Genomic DNA, 17,550 nt, shown 5'->3' with positions numbered 1-17,550 from the left:
GCCCCCTCCCACCTTTGTTCAGCGCGCTCACTTCAAACTCGTTTCCAGCCACGCTTTCAAGTCCTGCACTTCCGCCTCACTGACCGTGTGGTTCATCCCCGGATAGCCATGAAACTCCGGCTTCAACCCAAGCCCCACCAACACCTCATTGGCCCGCGTTGCCGACGCATACGGCAGTGCCTGGTCCAGGGTGCCGTGGCCAATAAAGATTGCCAGTTTGTTCAAGCGTTCGTCCGGCTTGAGCTCAGCCTTGAGCACCGGCAGCACGCTGCCACTCAACGCCGCAATGCCGCGCACCAGCTGCGGGTCACGTAGAGCCACCTCATACGACATGATCGCACCCTGGCTGAACCCCACCAGGAACACCCGGTCAGGCTGGGTGTGATACTTGGCGGTGGCTTTGCCGACAAAATCCTTGATCAGCTTGGCGCTGCTGTGCAAATCGGCGGTCACACCATCGTAATCGCCGTCACCCGGTGTCTTGGTAAACCAGCGAAAGCCATTCGGCTGCACCGGCGTCGGCGCGCGGGCCGACAGGTAGGTCCAGGTGGGCGGCAGCGCGTCCTTGATGCCGAACAGGTCTTGCTCATTGCTACCGAACCCGTGCAGGAAAATCACCAGCGGCTCGTTGCGCGCATCGGCCTGGGTCTGTTCCAGGTACGCCAGCGGCAAATCGGTGTGCAACTCGGAATCAGCGTGGGCAACGCTGGCCATCAGGGTCAGCGCGAGGGCAAGCAGTTTGAACATGGGACGTTACCTCAGGGTTTGCGTAACAAGTAAGTGTCCATGATCCAGCCATTCTCAAGGCGCGCCGCCTTGCGCACCCGTTCGATCTGTTCTGCCACTTCACCGACCTTGCCGCTGATCAGGATTTCATCCGGTGTGCCCAGGTAGGCACCCCAGTAAATATCCAGGTCCTGATCGGCCACCGTACGGTAGGAATCTTCCGCGTCGAGCATGACCACCAGGGTATCGGCATCGCTGGCCTGCCCCGCCGCCAATCGACGCCCGGTGGTGATCTCGATGGACTTGCCGATACGGTTCAACGCCACCTTATGCTGGGCCGCCAGGGCTTGCACGCTGGTGATGCCGGGGATCACTTCAAATTCAAAGGCGCAGCGGCCACTGGCCAGGATCGCCTGCAGGATGCGAATGGTGCTGTCGTACAGCGCCGGGTCGCCCCAGGCCAGGAAAGCGCCCACTTCACCATCGGCCATTTCCTCGTTGATCATGCGCTCGAAGGTGGCCTGCTTGTCGCGGTTGAGGCCCTGTACGGCGGTGGTGTAGTCGATCTCACCGCGTACGCGCTCGGGGCAGTCGGCCTCGACAAAGCGGTAACCGGGTTCGGTGATATAGGTCTCGCAGATCTCGCGGCGCAGGTCGATCAGCTTGTCCTTGCTCTGGCCCTTGTCCATCAGAAAAAACACGTCGGTGCGGTTCAGCGCTTTCACGGCCTGCATCGTGATGTAGTCAGGGTTGCCGGCGCCAATGCCGATGATGAGGATGCGTTTCATGGGTTGCTCTCATTGCGGGGCGTGGATTTTGCCATGTTCACGCACTCAGGCGTGAGTTTCCAGGCGCAGGCGCCACACCGTGTTGAAGCGCAGCTCGGTAGCGGACAGGGGCTCGACGTCGATCTGGTAGAACATCGAGACCGGACACTGCATGACATACAGCATCGCCGCGCGAATAACAAAGGGATGGGTGATGGCCACTACGTGCCCGGGCTGGGCCTCCAGGGTTTTCATCCACGCTGCGACCCGTGCGCAAATTTGCTCAACCGACTCGCCACCGTGGGGCGCACTGGCGCTGTGGGTCATCCAGTCCAGCAACGCATCGCTGTCCAACTCGCTGATGGCTCGGCCCCTCCAGTCGCCAACGTCGCCATCGCGCAAGGCGTCTTCAATCACTGCTTGACCGCCGAACAACCCTGCCGTCTGCCAGGCACGTGCCTCGGGCGCGCACACCAGACGCAGGTTTTTCTTATAGCGCCCGGCCAGGGATAGCGCTGCGGCTTGCCAATCCATCATCACGGACTCGTTATCGGGAAAACGCCCGTACTTTTGAGCGGGTGTGGCGGCATGGCAAATGAGGGTCAAGCGGGTGGCCTGCATCACTGCTCACTCTGCATCGGGATAGCGCTCTGTATACACCTGATACACATGTGCGGAACCGCCGAGTTTAAACACACCACTCCCTACAAGCCACACGGTACACGCATCAAAGCGCGATCACGGTGTCGCCTTTTCCCTCATTATTACGAGAAAGCCTTATGAAAATCGCGCCCCAGACGTTTGCCGTACAGCCGCATCCGGTCGCGCAGCAGTCCGGTCAGAACAGCGATGCGTCAGAACATTCGAGAGCCAAACGATCACTGACTCAGACAATCACACAGTGGCCTGTGAATCCGCTACAGCCCTCCCCTACGGATGCACGTTTTCAACGCATTCAGGAACAAAGCAAACACCTTGTGCAGAAAAGCGACAGTGAAATGGCAAGCCAGTATTGCGCTGCATTGATGTTGCTGGATCGTCACAAGACGTCAGTGAGAAAAAATGCTGATCAACCTCCAACGGTCACTGACATACCAGCGTTTTCCACCTTCGGCCAGGCGTGGGCACTCTTCACGCAGGCGCTCAAACAAGAGCCATTTGCACGCTATGCCAAAGACAACAACATCGATATCTCAAGCCTGAGGTGGTTCCCTTCTGCGGATTCAATGGAGTGCAGCATCAACGGCAAAATTCAACTCTTCTCGCGCAATAAGCCCGGCTGGAAAGAAGCCTCCGCTGCTATTGCGGCCGCGGCAAAAGAAGTGGCCGCCGGTCGACTTGAATCGTTCCAGTACACCGGCGAACACAACGCGCCCATTGACGTGGTGGGTAACTTCTATGGCGAAGATCCCGTGGACCATCGAGGCGAACTGCTCAGTTCGATCAGCGACTTACAGCACAGCGATAAATTCAAATCCCTGATGCCCTTCAACGGCCCACTTACGCCGCAAATCACGCGCGTCAGGGCGGCACAAGCCGAAGTAGAAAACGCCATCGCCACGGCAACCTATAGCCATACCAGGGGGATAGCGGACGCTAACCGCACGCCGACACCTTCGGAACGTGTCGAGGAAGCCGACCGGGAAGTTGCTCGCCTGGTCAGCAGAATAGTGACACACAAAGCCATAAACCCCGGCACCGGCGCTAATGGGGGCATCATCGGCACGCCTGAAGACTCATCCTATGGACAGGCAGTGCAAGCCTATAAAGAGGCCCTCTCCGGCGACGCGTTTAAGCGCTTCATGCACGCACAAAATCTAGATCCCCGAAGCGTACATATCAATTTGGATGGAAGTCTGTTGGCCTTGGGACCAGACTCAGACGGCAGCCTCAAATGGCTCACATTCCCCGCTGAATATGCACCGTGGGCAGCCGTTCAACCTGACATCTTGAAAGCGGCCCGCGAGATAGGAGGTAACGGGCCGATGGGCTTACCGAACTACAACTTCGTAGAGGATCGCTACCCGATGGCGGGCATCATGGAGTTTTACGGAGTCCGCGAGCATTACGGCTCACCGCAGTGGCTCGAACAAAACGCGGGGCTCATTCGCGACGGTTTCCCCGCCCTGCTCAAAAACAATCCTCCGAACGACGCCCCCTCCCTTGCGGTTCGCGAACGCCAACAGACAGCCAAGCAGCGCCTGGCGCGCCTCCAAGGCCTGCCATCTCCAAGCGTCCAGACGCCCACGCCACCGTTCAGACGCAACCTGGTCGACGCGGCTATACCCACGCCACCGCCCGTTGGGTCCGTGGACATCATCGGCCAGCGTCTGTTTGAAGGGGAACCGAACAGGCAAACAGTGGTAGCCGGATTGCTCAAGGACGCCATCAGCAAGGCATTGCCCGCACTGAATGTGGATGTCCAGCAGTTGGCCTTCGCCGTCCCCGACCCGGCAAATCCCGGTCAATTCCTGGAAACACCGCTGATGGAGTTGGCCATTAACCACGTAGAAGGCGCTGATGCTCCGGTGTTCAGCAGTGACGGCAAGTTTGTCGACACCCGCGCGGACGTACAGGCACGTACCGGCGACCCTGCGGGCACCGCGCTCGACATCGATAAAGCGGCTGTCCAACAGGCTATCAGCCAGTTGCCAGGTAAACTGAACGAAGCACTTCAGACAGCCAGGCTCGATTATTGGGGCAGGCCACCGTTCAATGACCCCATTCCTGGTTCAGGCACCGACACGTCAGTGGGTGTCACGCCCATTTTCGCCGGAGACCGCCGGTTGATGCTCAGTGACCTGGTACGTAACAACCTGCGCCTGGCCAGCATCAAGCAACCGGGGCTGGATGACGAGCAACGCGAAACCCTGGACATGCTCGTGAGGTGTCCCCAGGGCTCGACACGCCCCAAACTGGCGGATGATTCTGAAGTAGCCGTGCACATGCTGGCCAGCACCGAGAATAACCATTCAGGCACCCCGGAGTTCCAAACCCCCAACCTGGTTATCGAACGCAAGGTCGCAGGACGCACGATCGTATTGGTCTGCGAACCGAGCGGCAAGGTAACCCCTTATGCCTCCCTGGCTGCCGTCAAAGATAAATGGGACCAACACCTCGAACAGGCAAGACCACACGAAACATTCAGCACCCACTTGACCAAGGTAGACGTCGATGCGTTCTATATCCAAGCGAACATCATTATCAACGGGCATGAAGCAAAAGCAGTGGCCACCGAGCCAACGCTGCTCGATACGCAGCGACCGGATCGCTCTCAGCACAAGGTGTCCGATTGGATAAAAAATACCTCCGATGCCAACCGCTTCATCTTGCACGACCTCGTCCTGGAACTGGCGGGTTATATGTACCGCCACAAAGAGCAAAGCTATAACAGCGGTATCCCGGACATCCGTACTTTTATCCAGAGCCAGTTAAACGCGCTCTCACCCCCTCCCGTCCCCTATGACATCAATGATGTGGAAGTGGTATTCCACACGCCGTATGCCGTGCCTGTCAGCGGGTTCGGAGCCATCCAAACCACCAGGATGCCCCTCAGCGACGCCTTCATTCAAAACCTTGCAGGACTACCGGGCGGTCGCATAGAGGTTCGTCACAAACCGACCGGGGCATTGATACCTGCCTTGGGGCAAGAGGGTGCTCTCAAAGAACTGATTCAAAAAATAGATGCCGGCAAAAACTATCCCGAGCTGCTTAAACGCGAGTTGCTCAACGACCCCGCCAAAAAGACAGAACGTCAATTACGCTTTGCGCAACAAGTGCCAATCGAGTTGAAGATGAAAGCCTTGGAGCTGACCAGTAAAGGCGCTGAGGGTTTTGATAACGCCATGGGTTACCGGTACCTCCAGGCAATACTTGACCCCACGCCAGGGAAAAAGTATGTCAATGGCAACGAGATCACGATGCGTCCCTTGGCGTTCGAACGCGAGCCGGGCGCCACACCCGATGTCGTCGAAAACATGTTCCTGATCGAACCCAAGGACAGCTCGGTAGGCCCGCATATTCTCTATCGCCCCTTGATAGCAGAAGAGCCCTTGCTACAGTTTCCTTCGCGCCAGGCTTTAATGGAGGCACTGCGTAAAACAAAGTCGCTCCAAGATGACGCAGTTGCCTGGCTACCTGATGAAGCGACCCGCTCCATTTATGATCACGGTGGTTTCAGCGAGCCCCATCTACCGAGAAACAGAGTGTTTATCGATGAATTCACGTTACCGCGCAGGCCTGCCGCCCCAACGTTGGCGACCAACGGCGATGCCATCGACAAACTTGCAGAGAAGGTGCAATCCGGGCAACTGATGGACTACCTCTACGATGCCAACGCCAACGCCCTGGCAACATTGGCCGAGCGCCAATCGGTGTCCAATTCGCAAAGCCGTTGGGCGACCTTCAAAGAAGGCGGCTTCCTCCTGCTCAACGCAATACTGCCGGCCCTTCGCGGGCCGGCGGCCGTTGTGGGCCTGGCACTGCAGACCCAGGGCATCCTCGGCGATCTTAAAACCTTGGCCAGTGAAAAGGAGGGCAACAAGGACGCGGCCATGGCGGATCTGTTGGCCAACCTGGCATCGTTGGTGCTTCATTCCAGTGTGCGGCGACAATCCAGACCGGCAAGCGTTGCCCCACCGAGGCAAGTGCCGCCCAAACCACCCATAACGGTCGTTGAAAACAATCATTTGCCCACCACCGAAGTAACAACCTCGACTGCAACAGATGGAACACAATATCGCCCCATCATTGAAGCCTTCCAAAAAGACGGATTACTGATCAGAACCCTTCAGCTCAGGAACGCGCATCTGGAGTTTCATAACACCGGTGAGAACCTTGACAGCATTCGTGCGCAGGGCGAGGCCAATAGAGGACACGGCGGGCTGCGCAAATGGAGCCTGGCTCAAGCAGACTTGTTGCCCAACTACTACAAAATGGGTGACAACGCTGGAGCCCTGCCGCGAAACATGGCCATCCTGGCGCTGCCGGAAAAACTCCAGGACAACATCACGGCCATACATGAAAAAGACGCCTTCTCTGGGAACATCCAGGCCGACACGCGATACCTGGGGCGGGAGAAGGCCCGTGAAGGCATGCAAGGCTTATTGAATGACCTGAAGAACCAACAAGGCGAGCACCCCGGCAGCGCGCTTGAAAACAGCGAAATACAGACGGTAGGCGTGCCACCCGATGCACTGGTCGGCCTGGTTTTCTATGGTTCAAACGGTCAGACCTGGGAGGCCGCCAAGCCACAGTTTCAGAAAGCCATTAACCGAGCCGGCCCTGAGTTCGATGGGAAGTCATACCCTGTCTTTACCTACAAGGTAGAGGGCGGAAAAACCAAGCTGGAATACCTCGAAACACTGAAGGTTGATACCAAGACCGGCTAGCAACACCCTTTGCCGGCCAACGCGCGTTAATCAAACCACTCCCGCCGCCCCTCGAACGTACTCACGATCAGCTCGACGATCATCTGCACCGCTTCGGGGTGGTGCACCTGCGCATTCACCGCCAGCCACACCTGGCGCTGCATGCGCTCGGCCAACAGCCCTGGTAACGCCACCAGCCCCCGGTCGAAGCTGCTCATATAATGGGGCAGCAAACCGATGCAGGCGCCGCAGCGGATCATCTCCAGCATCAGCGAATAGGCATGCACCTGCACCACCGCCGCCAGGCGCTGTTGCACCACCTGATTCCACGGCTGCAGAGCCTCGACCTGGGCGTCCGGCTGCCATTGCACCAGCATGTAGTCGGCCAGGTCTTCCACGCTGTCCGGGCGCGTGATCAGCCGTGAATAGCGCTTGGCGATATGCGGCAGGTACTGCAATCGCGCCAGCGCCCGCGGCGGTTCGGTGACGAAGCTCGGGCCGGGCATCGGGCCGTCGGTGTCGGCCAGCCACAGCACTACGTCCACGTCCACCGCTTGCAGTGACAAGTGGCTGTCGAGGGAGATGATCTCCAGGCGCACGCTGGCATTGCGGCGCAGCAAGGCGATCAGGTCGCGGCCGAGGATGTCGTGCAGGATCGGCTCGGCCACCGCCAGGCGAATCAGCGGCTGTTCCAGTACCGGCAGGTGCCGTTCGTGGGCCAGGGCGATCAGTTGGGCCTGCAATTGCTGGCCGTCACGGCTGAGCACCAGGCCGTTGCCCTGGTAGCTGAACAGCGCATGGCGCAGGTGTTCCTCCAGCTGGGCCAGGCGCTTGCGCAACAGGGTTGCCTTGATATTCAGGCTGCGCGCGGCCTGCATGAAACAGCCGCAGCGCGCACTCACCAGAAAGTAGCGTGCCACCTCCGGATCGATCTCACTGGCCAGGGCCAACCAGGCACTGCGTGGCTCGGAGGGTGCGCGATAAGCAGTGGGCCCCTGTGGGGCAGACGGTTCGAGAAATGCCATGGGAGACTCCCTGTCTGGTTGGTCTGTGCATCCAATGCGGGTTGAGGCGTGTTACTCCAGCACTTTGTTCAACTCGGCGCCGTCGATACTCAAGGTCGCGGTGTTGAGCATGCCTTCCAGGTAGGCCTTGGCGATCTGTTCCTGGCGCTGGGCGCGCAGGGCCTGGGTCAGGCGTTCACGCAGCTCGTCCAGGGTGGCGGTACGCGCCGGCTGCTGGCCGATGAGCTTGAGCACATGGAACCCGGCAGGACTTTGCACCACGTCCGAGACCGCACCGACCTTGAGCCGCGCCACCGCGCCGCGCACTTCCGGCACCAGTTGCTGCAACGGCTGCATCCCCGAGTCACCACCGCGCGCGGCGCTGTCGGGGTCCTGGGAAAACTGCGTGGCCAGGGCGGCAAAATCAGCCGGCGCGGCCTGCGCCTTGCGGCTCAGTTCCTGGGCCTGGCGCCGTACGGCATCGAGGTTTTGCGGGTCATTCACCGCGAGGAAAATCTGGCTCACCCGGTACAACGGCGGCGTCACCCACTGCGCCTTGCCACTGTCGTAGGCCTGTTGCAGTTCGGCGGCGCTGGGGTAGTCCGCCGGTACCTGGCTGACCGAGAGCATGTAGTCGCGAAACACAATCTGCTCGGTGGCGGCGCGGGTCTGCTGCTCCACCTCCGGGCGCTGGCGCCAACCCTGGGCGTCGGCCTGTTCGAGCACAGCCTTTTGCGCCAGCCTCGAGCGAATCCAGGTTTCCAGGGCGCCACGGTTGCCGCGCAGTTGCTCGCGGGATTCGGCCGGCAGGCTGGCCAGCACGCTTTTCAGCTCCGGCAGGTCGATCTGCTGATTGCCCAGGCGCGCCACCGCCGGCCCGATCGGTGCCGGATTGACCACCGGTGCCGGTTGCTGCGCCGCCACCGGGTCACTGCCCGGTCGCAGGCTCAAGCCCACCGCCACCACCAGCAAGGCCAGCGCACCCGCGCCGACCATCAGGGTTGGCTTTTTCACAGGACCGGTGCCTCTTCACCCACCGCTGCGGCCTGCAACTGCGCGGCCTGCTGGCTGTACTCACGCAGGTAGACGATAAATTCCTGCAACAGGCGGTCCCACAATTCCAGCTGGCTGCGCAGGTGCGTGGCGCCAACGCCCGCCACCACCACGTCCATTTCCATCAGCAGGAACTCACCCTGCACCGACAACCGCGCAAAGCGCCGCGAGGCGTTCCATACCGGGGCCAGGCCCTCGGGCAACTCGCCCTGCACCCGCAGCGCGCAACTGTAGGTGAAATCCACATAGCTGCCCTGCTCCGCCGCCGAGTTACCAAAGCGCACGGCGAAGCCAATGCCCTGGCTGGCGCTGAGCAGTTGCACGATGCCGTTCTGTTCGCTCTGGTTAACCCGGTAGCCGGCGTCCTGCAACAGTTCGGTAAGGCTCTGGACGGTGACGCTGGTGATCAATTCGCTCATGGTGATTTCTTCCTTGTCTATCAGTGATTGGCAGTTGCCTGGGGCGCATCAAAACGGCTCTTGTACAGATCATCGCCAAAACCCTGGGCCAGTTCCTCGAACTTCACCCGGGCGCTGCTGGCGAACGGCTGGCGAATGCTCATCACCTCGGCCACATCGATTTTTTCGTAGGCCGCGAGCAGTTGCTGGGCCACGCCGTACATCTGTTGATTCTTGACTGAACATTGCTGCACTTGTGTGTCACGTTCGCTTAAGGCCGCCTGCAAGCGCGCGCGCTCGGCTTCCTTGCCCTTGGCCAGCACCAGCAGTTCGTCATAGGCCTTCTTGAACTTGCCGATCTGCTCGTTGCTCGCCGCCACCTGGGCCTGCGCCTGGCTGTGCAGGCTCTGTTGCTGGCCGGCCAGTTGCTCAGCCGTGCCACGGGCCTTTTCCAGCTCGGCCGTCAGTTGCTTGATTTGCGCCTGGGCCTGCTTGGCCTGGTTTTCGGCGGCCAGCCGTGCGGCACTGGCCTGGGCCTGTTCGCTTTGCAGCGCCTGCAATTGCTGGGTGGTGCTGCGCAATTGCGTCCGCAGGCGTTCCTCCATGCCTTCGGCCGAAGCGCCAGTGGTGACCAGCAGCAGTAACAGCGCGCAGATTCGCGTGTTCATGTGGCATCTCCCTGCGCATCAAAAGCGCGTGTTGAGTTCCAGTTGCATCACATCGACTTCGAACGGCTGGCCGTACACTTCGGAGGCGCTCAACCAACGCGCACTGGCGTAGATGTTCTTGTCGATACCGTAGTTGCCGCCGATGAAATAACCCTTGGCGTTGGTGCCGCCCAGGTGGAACGACGAGTCGTTGAAGCCGTCGGGCAAGGCGTCCGGCTGGATGTACTTGTAGCCGGCCAACACGTTCCAGTCGCCGCGCTTGCGCATCTCCAGGGCGCTGCCGAGGGTGAACGAGACCATCAGCGCATTGCCGCCACTTTCAAACTGGCCATTGCTGTTGAGGTTGTTGACGATCTCGCCTTCGCTGCGCTTGAGCATCTCGCCCTTGTCGTAGGCCAGGTTGTGGATGAAGTTCGCCTGGCTGCGCAGTTTGAAGTCGCTGGGCAGTTCGCTGTCCCAGACCAGGTTGAGGTCCAGCACATCGAACTTGGACGCCAGGCCTACGTACTGCGGGTCAGGTGTTCGCGCGGGATCCGCCGGGTTGGTGGTGTTGTTGCGCAGGTTGAACACGGTGTTGCCTTTTTGCATGAAGGCCACACGTGTGCCGTCGGTGTCGCAACCTGCCGCGCCCTGCCAGGTGGAGCAAGGACTGGAGCGCTCGCCTTCGATGTCCTGGAACTGGTAGTAGGCAGCGGCGAGCTTGAGACGGTTACTGCGGTTGATCTTCCAGTCGGCGCCAATCTGCCCGCCAAACAACCATTTGGTTTCGCTGTCTTCCTTGTCGATGCCATTGCTGCTGGCGGCGTCGGAGGTGTACTCGACCGGAAAGGCGCCGAGGGTACCGAACAGGCCCCACTCGCTGTTGAGGCTGTGGTTGAAGATCGCGGCCACACCGTCAAAGTTGAGGTCGTTGGAATACATCATGTCGGTGGCGTAGAACGGGTTGCCAATGCGCCCGGCGGTCAACGTCATGTAGTCGGTGGTTTTCCAGCTCAGGTAACCCTGGTCGAGCCAGATGTCCTTTTTGCCAAAGCCGCCGCCCAGGGTCTGGGTGGTGGACACCGGGTTATTGTCGGAGCCGGTGGCGATACGAATGCCGGCGGTCCATTCGGGCGAGATCATCGCTTTCATGCCCAGGCGTGCCCGCAGGCGGAACAGGTTTTCGCGGTCCTCGCGGGTGTTGATCAGCGGTGGGAACTTGGTGTTGGAGTTTTTGTTGACGTCGTAGGGGCCGGTGTCGTTCAGCTTGGCGTAGTCGGTGATGGTGTTGTCGTTGCGGCCGGAGAAATAGCGCGACTCGTCGCGCAGACGAATATCGCCATCGAAGCTGATGCGCGAGATCCAGTCGGGGAAGGTATTAGGCTGCGCCCAATTTTCCTTCTTGGCGGTGGACATGACTTCGGCTTTGACCTGGTCGCGGATCTGGTCGCGCACCGCCTGCGGCACGTACTGCACGCGCACATCGCCAGGCGCGGTCGCCGGGCCGCTGGCGACCACCGGCGCGGCATTGGCCTGGCGGGCCTGCTGGGCTTCTTTTTCGGCCTGGGCGATCAACCCATTGGCGGTGTCCTGGGTCAGCACACCTTGCTGCACCAGCAGGCGGATCAGGTTGATGGTGACGTTTTCCGAAGGCGCAACCGGGGCTGCCGCCGCTTGCCCGACCAGGGTCGCGATGACCATGCCAACCGCCAGGGTCAGTCGATTCACGGGGGAAATCATGTGTACGCAACTCCTGTAAAAACCGTAGATAAGAGGTTTCGTGCAATCAATCCGGGCGCCGGCCCTTGAGGGACAGGCGCATGGGCAGCGTCAGCGACGCCGGAGGTTTCTGGGTGGCACGCGGCGCTCGGATCAACGCGAGCATCTGGGCGTCGGTCTCGGCATCCCCGCTGGACTTGGCCACCACGGCCTTCGTCACCTGGCCATCGGCGCCCAACCACAGGTCTATCTGTATCGAGAACGCCTTCTTGCGCAGCTCAGGGTCTTCGCGCATCAGGCGCTGATACGTACCGGCCAGGTACTGTTTGTACGTGCCGGTCCCCAACCCGCCGCCGCCACTGCCGGCCATGCCGCCACCCTTGCCGGCGCCGATGTTGAAGCCGTCGTTGCCGGACTGCGCATCGCCGTCGATCTGCATCGGGTTGGCCAGGTCTTCATTCGGTGAAGGCGGTGCTTCCTCGGCCGGCTTGACCTCTTCGGGCTCGGGGCTCGGCACCGGCTCCGGGACTTTCTCTTCAACCTGGGGCTCGGGCTCCTTGGGCTTCTCCGGGGGCGGCGGCGGCAGTGGCGGCAACGGGATAATCGTCGGCACCTTAGGCGCTTCACGGCGTACGCCACTCATGTCATTGGCCCACTGCCAGAGAAACCAGGCCGCCACGGCGCCCAGCAACAGGCCGGCGCCCCACTTCAACGGGCGCAACGGCGGTTTGTTCTTCACCGGCAATGGCGCGATCGGGATCTGTGCGGTCATGACTCAGCCCTGGCTCGGTTTGCCGGTGACCAGCCCGACCTGGGACAGCTCCAGCCGACGCAGCAGGTCGAGCACCTCGATGACCTTCTGGTACTGCACCATCGCATCGCCGCGCACGATCACCGGGAAGTCCGGGTTCAGCGCTTTCTCGATGCGCAGGCGTTCCTCGAGTTCGCCGAGGGTCACCGGGTAAGCGTCGAGGAACACCTGGCCGCCGTCGTTCACGGAAATGGCCTTGGTCTTGGCCTCCGACAGCGACACCGAGGCGCTGGCCTTGGGCAGGTGAATCTGGATCCCCGAAACCTGAGCGGTGGCGGTGAGGATAAACATCACCAGCACCACCATCAGCACGTCCACCAGGGGCGTGATGTTGATGCTGTCAACGGCGGCATCATCGTCATCGTCGTGGGAGGCATTTACGGAAGCCATGGCGATTCTCCTCAGGCCGGAACCGATGCGTGATGGTCGCGACGGTGCGCGGTTTCACTGTGCTGGCTCTCGCCGTGCATCTCCGCCAGGCGGGTGATGAACTCGTCGACGAATACCCGCATGTCGGCGCTGACTTCCTTGTTACGCGTGATCAGGCGGTTGTAGCCAAACAACGCGGGGATCGCGACGAACAGGCCCATGGCCGTGGCCAGCAAGGCCGCCGCCATGCCTGGGGCGATGGCGTTGATGTTCACGTCGCCGGCCATGGCCGTGCCGAGGAACACCACCATGATCCCCAGCACCGTACCGAGCAGACCGATGTACGGGCCGCCGGCGATGGCGTTGGACAGGGTCGACAACTTGGAACTCAGGGCCTGGTTCTCACGGGTACGCACGCCGTCCATGGAGCAGCGGATCGCTTCGATGGTCGCCGCCGACACCGACGAGGTATCGGCGCCCTGGGCACGGCGGGTGCGGATCTCCTTGACCGCCACCAGGTACAGGCGCCACAGCGAAGAATGGCTCAGGCGCTCAGCCAACTGCGCGTCGTCGGCATACATCTCCAGGCGCGTGCCGATCTGGGCGAAGTGCTCGCGGAACACTTCGTTGGCACTGCTCAAACGGCTGACCTGGCGGTTCTTGCGCAACATGATCACCCACGACTGGAACATCATCGCCACCAGCACCAGGATGATCACCCAGGCGTCCACCGGCACGGCGTTGAGCAAAAAGCCCAGGCTGCCGAAACCGAAACCGGACTGTTCTTCATCCACGCCGTAGGCCACCAGTTTCGACTCGGCGCCCTGGGCACTCGCGTCAGCCAGCAACAGCACGGCCGGGCGTGCCACCTTGGACAGGCGCAGCTCATCCATGGCCCCGGCGAACGGCAGGTACGTGCTGCCGGCTTCCGGCAGGTCGGCGCCGACCGCCAGCTGCGTATTGAACGCGGGCATGGCCACGGCGAGGTTGGCGGTTTCACGGCCATTCACATACAGCGTGACCTTGTCGCCCTCGGCGGTGAACGCCAGGTGCTGCCATTGGCCAGGGTTCAGCGGTTGGGTCGACACCGCGCGCTGGCCGTCGATCTCCACAAACGGCGAGCCCTGGTTCAGGCCCAGCAACAGGCTGTGGGCGCCGTCACGCCGGGCCAGCACGATTTGCTCGCCACTGGCCTGGTCCAGGCGCAGCCAGGCGCTGAAGGTGAAGGCAGCGCCGGCGGCGTGTTGCAGCGACGGGCTGGCCGGCAACAGCAGCGGCTGGCCGGCGAACTGCAAGGCGCGGCCGATCACGCCGTCGATGCTCGCGCCGGTGGCGTTCAACGCGGTGTTGGCGTAGGCCGTGGTGTCCCGTGGCGGCGTCGCGTTGGCGCCATCGAAGTGATAGAGCGCGGTGTAATTCGGGTCGAAGGTCAGTTGGCCGTTAGCGGTGGCCGGGGCCTTCTGGTTGCCGTAGTACATCCAGATGTCCTGGCGCTGGCCGCCTTCGACCTTGGGTACATCGACCCAGATCAACGCCATGCCCATCAATGGGTCGAAGCTTTCGATCTGGTGATTGAACACGGTCTTGTCATCGGCACTCACAAAGCGCAGGTCGGCGCCGTCGTCCTTGACCCCGTCAAAGGTGAAGTTGCCGGTGTGCAGGCGCACCAGCAACGCGGTGCGGCCCAGGGCCTGATTGATCGCGGCGCCTTGGGCGGTGGTGTCCACCGAAATCTGTTTGCGGTAGTGCCAATCGTCCTGCCACCAGGCATGGGCGGTGGCCGGGAGCGCGAAGCCCAGGCAGATCAACAGGCTCAGGAATAGGCGTTGCATGGGTGAAGTCTCCGGAAGAAAAAGTCAGAAAGTCGCCTGCACACTGAAGTGCAGTCGCGAGTCCTGTTTCTGGGTGTTCGGTCCATCGAGCAGCGGGTAACCCCAATCCAGGCTGCCGGACAACCACTTGCTCAAACTGGCGCGGGTGCCAAGGCCGACACTGGCCAGGCTGTATTCGTCTTCTTGCTCGGGCAGCGGGTCGTGCAGGCGCATGCGCGCGCCTTCGGCGAACGCATAGAAGCGCCACTCCTGCACGTAGCTGCCGAGGAACTTGGCCAGGGACGGCGTGCGCAGTTCCTGGGAGAGCAAATACCCCTCGTCCCCGGTGCGCTCGGCCGCCAGGTAGCCGCGCACCGAGGTGGCGCCGCCGGCGGAATACTGCTCGTTGGACACCAGCGGCCCGGAGGCCAACTGGAAAGCGCCCTTGGAGGCCGACTGCCAATCGTTGGCGAAGGTGTAGGTGTAATTCAGGTCACCCTTGAGCACGGCAAAACTGGCACTGGCCTTGTAGCGCTTGTAATCAAACTCTTCGGCGTCGCTGCCGTAGCCAAAGAATGCGCGGGTGCCGACCACCAGGTTCAAGCCCAGCCCCAGCTGGGATTGCTCGGTGTAGCGATAGCCGTTGTAGCCCAGAGTGAACGGTGCGTACTTGAGCGGCACCTGGTCGCTGCTGGAACCGAACTTCAACTGCTCGTCAAAATCCTTGAAGTCGATGCCGAACGAAAACGAATTGGCCCAATTGCCCGCCGCCGGCAAGCTGTAAATGGCGGACACGCCATAGGAGTGGCCCTTGCCCAACACGTTGCTGCCGCCGATGGTGGCGATGTTGCTGTCGGACTGGTAACCGGAGAACTGCAAGGTCCAGCGTTCGTTCAACGGCGCACTGTAGGAGCCCGACCAGACCTTGGCATTCTCGGTGTCCTGAGGCGCGGTGAAGTAGGTCAGGGAAATGCTGTGGCCCAGTTGCCAGAGGTTGTCGTAGCCCAGGGTGGCGACCGAGCGCAGCTTTTCGGTGTCGGCGCTGTAGTCGTTGTTCAAGCCGATACTGGCGTGCCAGGGGTTCTGGTCTTCGACCTGCAGATCCACGTCCATGGTGCCGGGGCGCTGGCCTTCGCGTACCAGTGGCGTAACCTGCCGACCGGCACTGCGGTTGAGCCCGGCCAGTTGGGTTTGCACCGTGGTGAAATCCGGTACCGCACCTTCCTTGAGCCCCGGCACTTCGTCGCGGATCTCCACCGGCGAGTAGTGCTTGGCGCCGACCACACGCACGCGGCCCACCTTGGTCTCGCTGACCTGCAGATAGACGATGCCGTCATCGACCTTCTGCTCCGGCAGCTCGACAAACACCGACTGATAGCCACGCGCCTGGTAGATCTTCTGCAACGCATCGCGCGCGCCTTCGATATCGTCCAGGGTCTTTTGCGGGCCAAGGAACGGGTACACCGCCTCCTCGATCGTCGCCGCATCGAGCACGGTATTGCCGCGCACGAAGTACTCGTTGACGTCCACCTTGCGCGCCGGGGCCTCATCGCCCTCCTCGGCCCACACCGGTTGCGCCAGGACGCCCAGCGTCAGGCAGCACAACGCCAGCGTTGATTTGAACAGATGCTCCACACCGCCCCCTAACTGTCTAAGATTTTTCGCCGTCGCCGATTGCACGGCGTCTGGCCTGCTCAATTACTGCTGGTCGAAAGATGGCTGTGCCGCGCCAGCCAGGTGTGCAGCAAGGCGAAGTTCAGGGAGAACTCCGGCATGTGCAGCAAGGCGCCGCAGAACACTTCACCGATGATGGTCTGGATCAACTGCACGGCCTGCGGGTTGTTCAACAGGCTGGCGATGTCGCGCTGCAGGACGTGGATGCTCCACACCTTCTGGTTCAGCTCCAGGCCGACGAACCAGCGGAACAGCAGGTTGTAGTTCAGTTGCTCGTGCAGCTGCTGTTCGCTGGGCACCGAATACAGCAGTTGCAGCAGCAGGATCTGCACCACGGTCTGCGGCGCGATCAACATGCCCGGCTCGGCCTGGAGCAGGTCGCGATGCTGCTCGAGCACCTCGTCGATCTGCGGGCGCAACAACACCAGCGAATGCCCTGCCGGGATGTAGCTGGACACTTCCTTCAACGCGCCCTGCCAGTCGTCCTGAGAGACGATCCACACCCACGGCGCGCCGTAGCGGTACACCGAAACCGGCTTCTTGCGCGCGGCCTCGACGATCTTCGACAGGCGCTGGTCGAGCTCCTGCATGCCGACTTTCGAGTAACGTTCCATAGTTCCCATTGCCCCACTCCTGGCGTCCCGCTGACGGCTGGGGAGGCGGCTCGTGGCGGCCTCCAGCGCGTTACATAGGCAAGACGGAAGTGGCGATGAGCTACCGAACTTTTGTCATGAAAGCTTCATTTGGGATTGTGAGGGGGGCAATTTTTCGGGGGGCTGCTTTTGCTCTGGCTTTTACGGCCCTAGAGCTGACCGGAGTTGCGCCGGGTGTACTCGGTTAGAAATGTGGGAGGGGCGGTGCGACGATTCGACTTGCTCCGTGGTGGCTCGGGAGCTGACGACTCTCTAACGGGGGCCCCGGACCTAAATGTGGGAGGGGGCTTGCTCCCGATGGCGGCCTCTGGGCCGACCATTTTTTTGGATTGGACCGGGTACATATCCGTTGCTGCGGTAACGGCCACTTAGGGTTCCGCTCTTACAGCGGGTCACTTTGGAAAAGCCCCAAAGTAACCAAAGGGCTCTTGCCCCACCACTCGGTACCTCGCCGAGGCTCGGTATGCCCTCACTCCGGCTTGAATCCGTGGGCCGCCGTCATGGGCCATCCTTGGCCCAGGACGGCTAACCCGGCGTCCTGCCGGGTTA

13 protein-coding genes and 1 pseudogene are annotated in these 17,550 nt (G+C 61.4%); 1 reads left to right on the top strand and 13 read right to left on the bottom strand.

Going from position 1 to position 17,550, the window contains the following annotated elements; all coding sequences use genetic code 11:
* Nucleotides 1-27: 27 nt before the first annotated feature.
* The 3 genes from M2397_RS13525 to M2397_RS13515 are packed head-to-tail and all read right to left on the bottom strand — an operon-like array spanning nucleotide 28 to nucleotide 2,114.
* A complete protein-coding gene (locus M2397_RS13525) occupies nucleotides 28-747 on the bottom strand; it encodes an alpha/beta hydrolase (protein ID WP_259243557.1) in 720 nt (239 codons plus the stop codon).
* Nucleotides 748-758: 11 nt separating this feature from the next.
* A complete protein-coding gene (gene cobF, locus M2397_RS13520) occupies nucleotides 759-1,514 on the bottom strand; it encodes a precorrin-6A synthase (deacetylating) (protein ID WP_131700702.1) in 756 nt (251 codons plus the stop codon).
* A 45-nt stretch (nucleotides 1,515-1,559) separates the two neighbouring features.
* Complete coding sequence (locus M2397_RS13515; RefSeq protein WP_131700701.1) at nucleotides 1,560-2,114, bottom strand: histidine phosphatase family protein; 555 nt, start codon at nucleotides 2,112-2,114, stop codon at nucleotides 1,560-1,562.
* 158 nt (nucleotides 2,115-2,272) lie between these two features.
* On the opposite strand from M2397_RS13515, the gene M2397_RS13510 reads away from it, so the two are divergent.
* Entirely contained in the window at nucleotides 2,273-6,883 is a 4,611-nt protein-coding gene (locus tag M2397_RS13510) for a dermonecrotic toxin domain-containing protein (RefSeq protein WP_259243556.1), read from the top strand.
* Nucleotides 6,884-6,909: 26 nt separating this feature from the next.
* Here the strand turns inward: M2397_RS13510 and M2397_RS13505 are convergent, their stop codons facing one another.
* The 10 genes and pseudogenes from M2397_RS13505 to M2397_RS30525 all read right to left on the bottom strand — a co-directional run.
* A complete protein-coding gene (locus tag M2397_RS13505) occupies nucleotides 6,910-7,887 on the bottom strand; it encodes a LysR family transcriptional regulator (RefSeq protein WP_259243555.1) in 978 nt (325 codons plus the stop codon).
* Nucleotides 7,888-7,938: 51 nt separating this feature from the next.
* Nucleotides 7,939-8,880 carry a peptidylprolyl isomerase gene (locus tag M2397_RS13500; RefSeq protein WP_145338846.1) on the bottom strand — a complete coding sequence of 314 codons (942 nt, stop codon included), beginning with the start codon at nucleotides 8,878-8,880 and terminating at the stop codon, nucleotides 7,939-7,941.
* The gene (locus tag M2397_RS13495) at nucleotides 8,877-9,338 is read right to left on the bottom strand and encodes a YbjN domain-containing protein (protein ID WP_145338845.1); all 462 of its coding nucleotides are present in this window, start codon (nucleotides 9,336-9,338) and stop codon (nucleotides 8,877-8,879) included. Before M2397_RS13495 ends, M2397_RS13500 begins: the two co-directional genes overlap by 4 nt.
* A gap of 20 nt (nucleotides 9,339-9,358) precedes the next feature.
* Nucleotides 9,359-9,985: a DNA repair protein gene (locus M2397_RS13490; RefSeq protein ID WP_131700696.1), complete on the bottom strand. Its 627-nt coding sequence runs from the start codon at nucleotides 9,983-9,985 to the stop codon at nucleotides 9,359-9,361.
* 18 nt (nucleotides 9,986-10,003) lie between these two features.
* Entirely contained in the window at nucleotides 10,004-11,704 is a 1,701-nt protein-coding gene (locus tag M2397_RS13485; protein WP_259243553.1) for a putative porin, read from the bottom strand.
* A 46-nt stretch (nucleotides 11,705-11,750) separates the two neighbouring features.
* A complete protein-coding gene (locus tag M2397_RS13480) occupies nucleotides 11,751-12,455 on the bottom strand; it encodes an energy transducer TonB (protein ID WP_131700694.1) in 705 nt (234 codons plus the stop codon).
* Between the two features lie 3 nt (nucleotides 12,456-12,458).
* Nucleotides 12,459-12,884, bottom strand: a complete 426-nt coding sequence (locus M2397_RS13475; RefSeq protein ID WP_010211136.1) for a biopolymer transporter ExbD — start codon at nucleotides 12,882-12,884, stop codon at nucleotides 12,459-12,461.
* A gap of 11 nt (nucleotides 12,885-12,895) precedes the next feature.
* A complete protein-coding gene (locus M2397_RS13470) occupies nucleotides 12,896-14,695 on the bottom strand; it encodes a DUF2341 domain-containing protein (protein ID WP_259243552.1) in 1,800 nt (599 codons plus the stop codon).
* Between the two features lie 24 nt (nucleotides 14,696-14,719).
* Nucleotides 14,720-16,309, bottom strand: a complete 1,590-nt coding sequence (locus tag M2397_RS13465) for a ShlB/FhaC/HecB family hemolysin secretion/activation protein (RefSeq protein WP_131700691.1) — start codon at nucleotides 16,307-16,309, stop codon at nucleotides 14,720-14,722.
* Between the two features lie 265 nt (nucleotides 16,310-16,574).
* Nucleotides 16,575-16,671 (bottom strand): annotated as a pseudogene (locus M2397_RS30525) (transposase); the annotation flags it as partial.
* Between the last annotated feature and the right edge of the window lie 879 nt (nucleotides 16,672-17,550).

The sequence above is a fragment of the Pseudomonas sp. BIGb0381 genome (assembly GCF_024809815.1).
Lineage (GTDB): Bacteria > Pseudomonadota > Gammaproteobacteria > Pseudomonadales > Pseudomonadaceae > Aquipseudomonas.
This window is presented reverse-complemented; position numbering and strand designations above follow the sequence as displayed.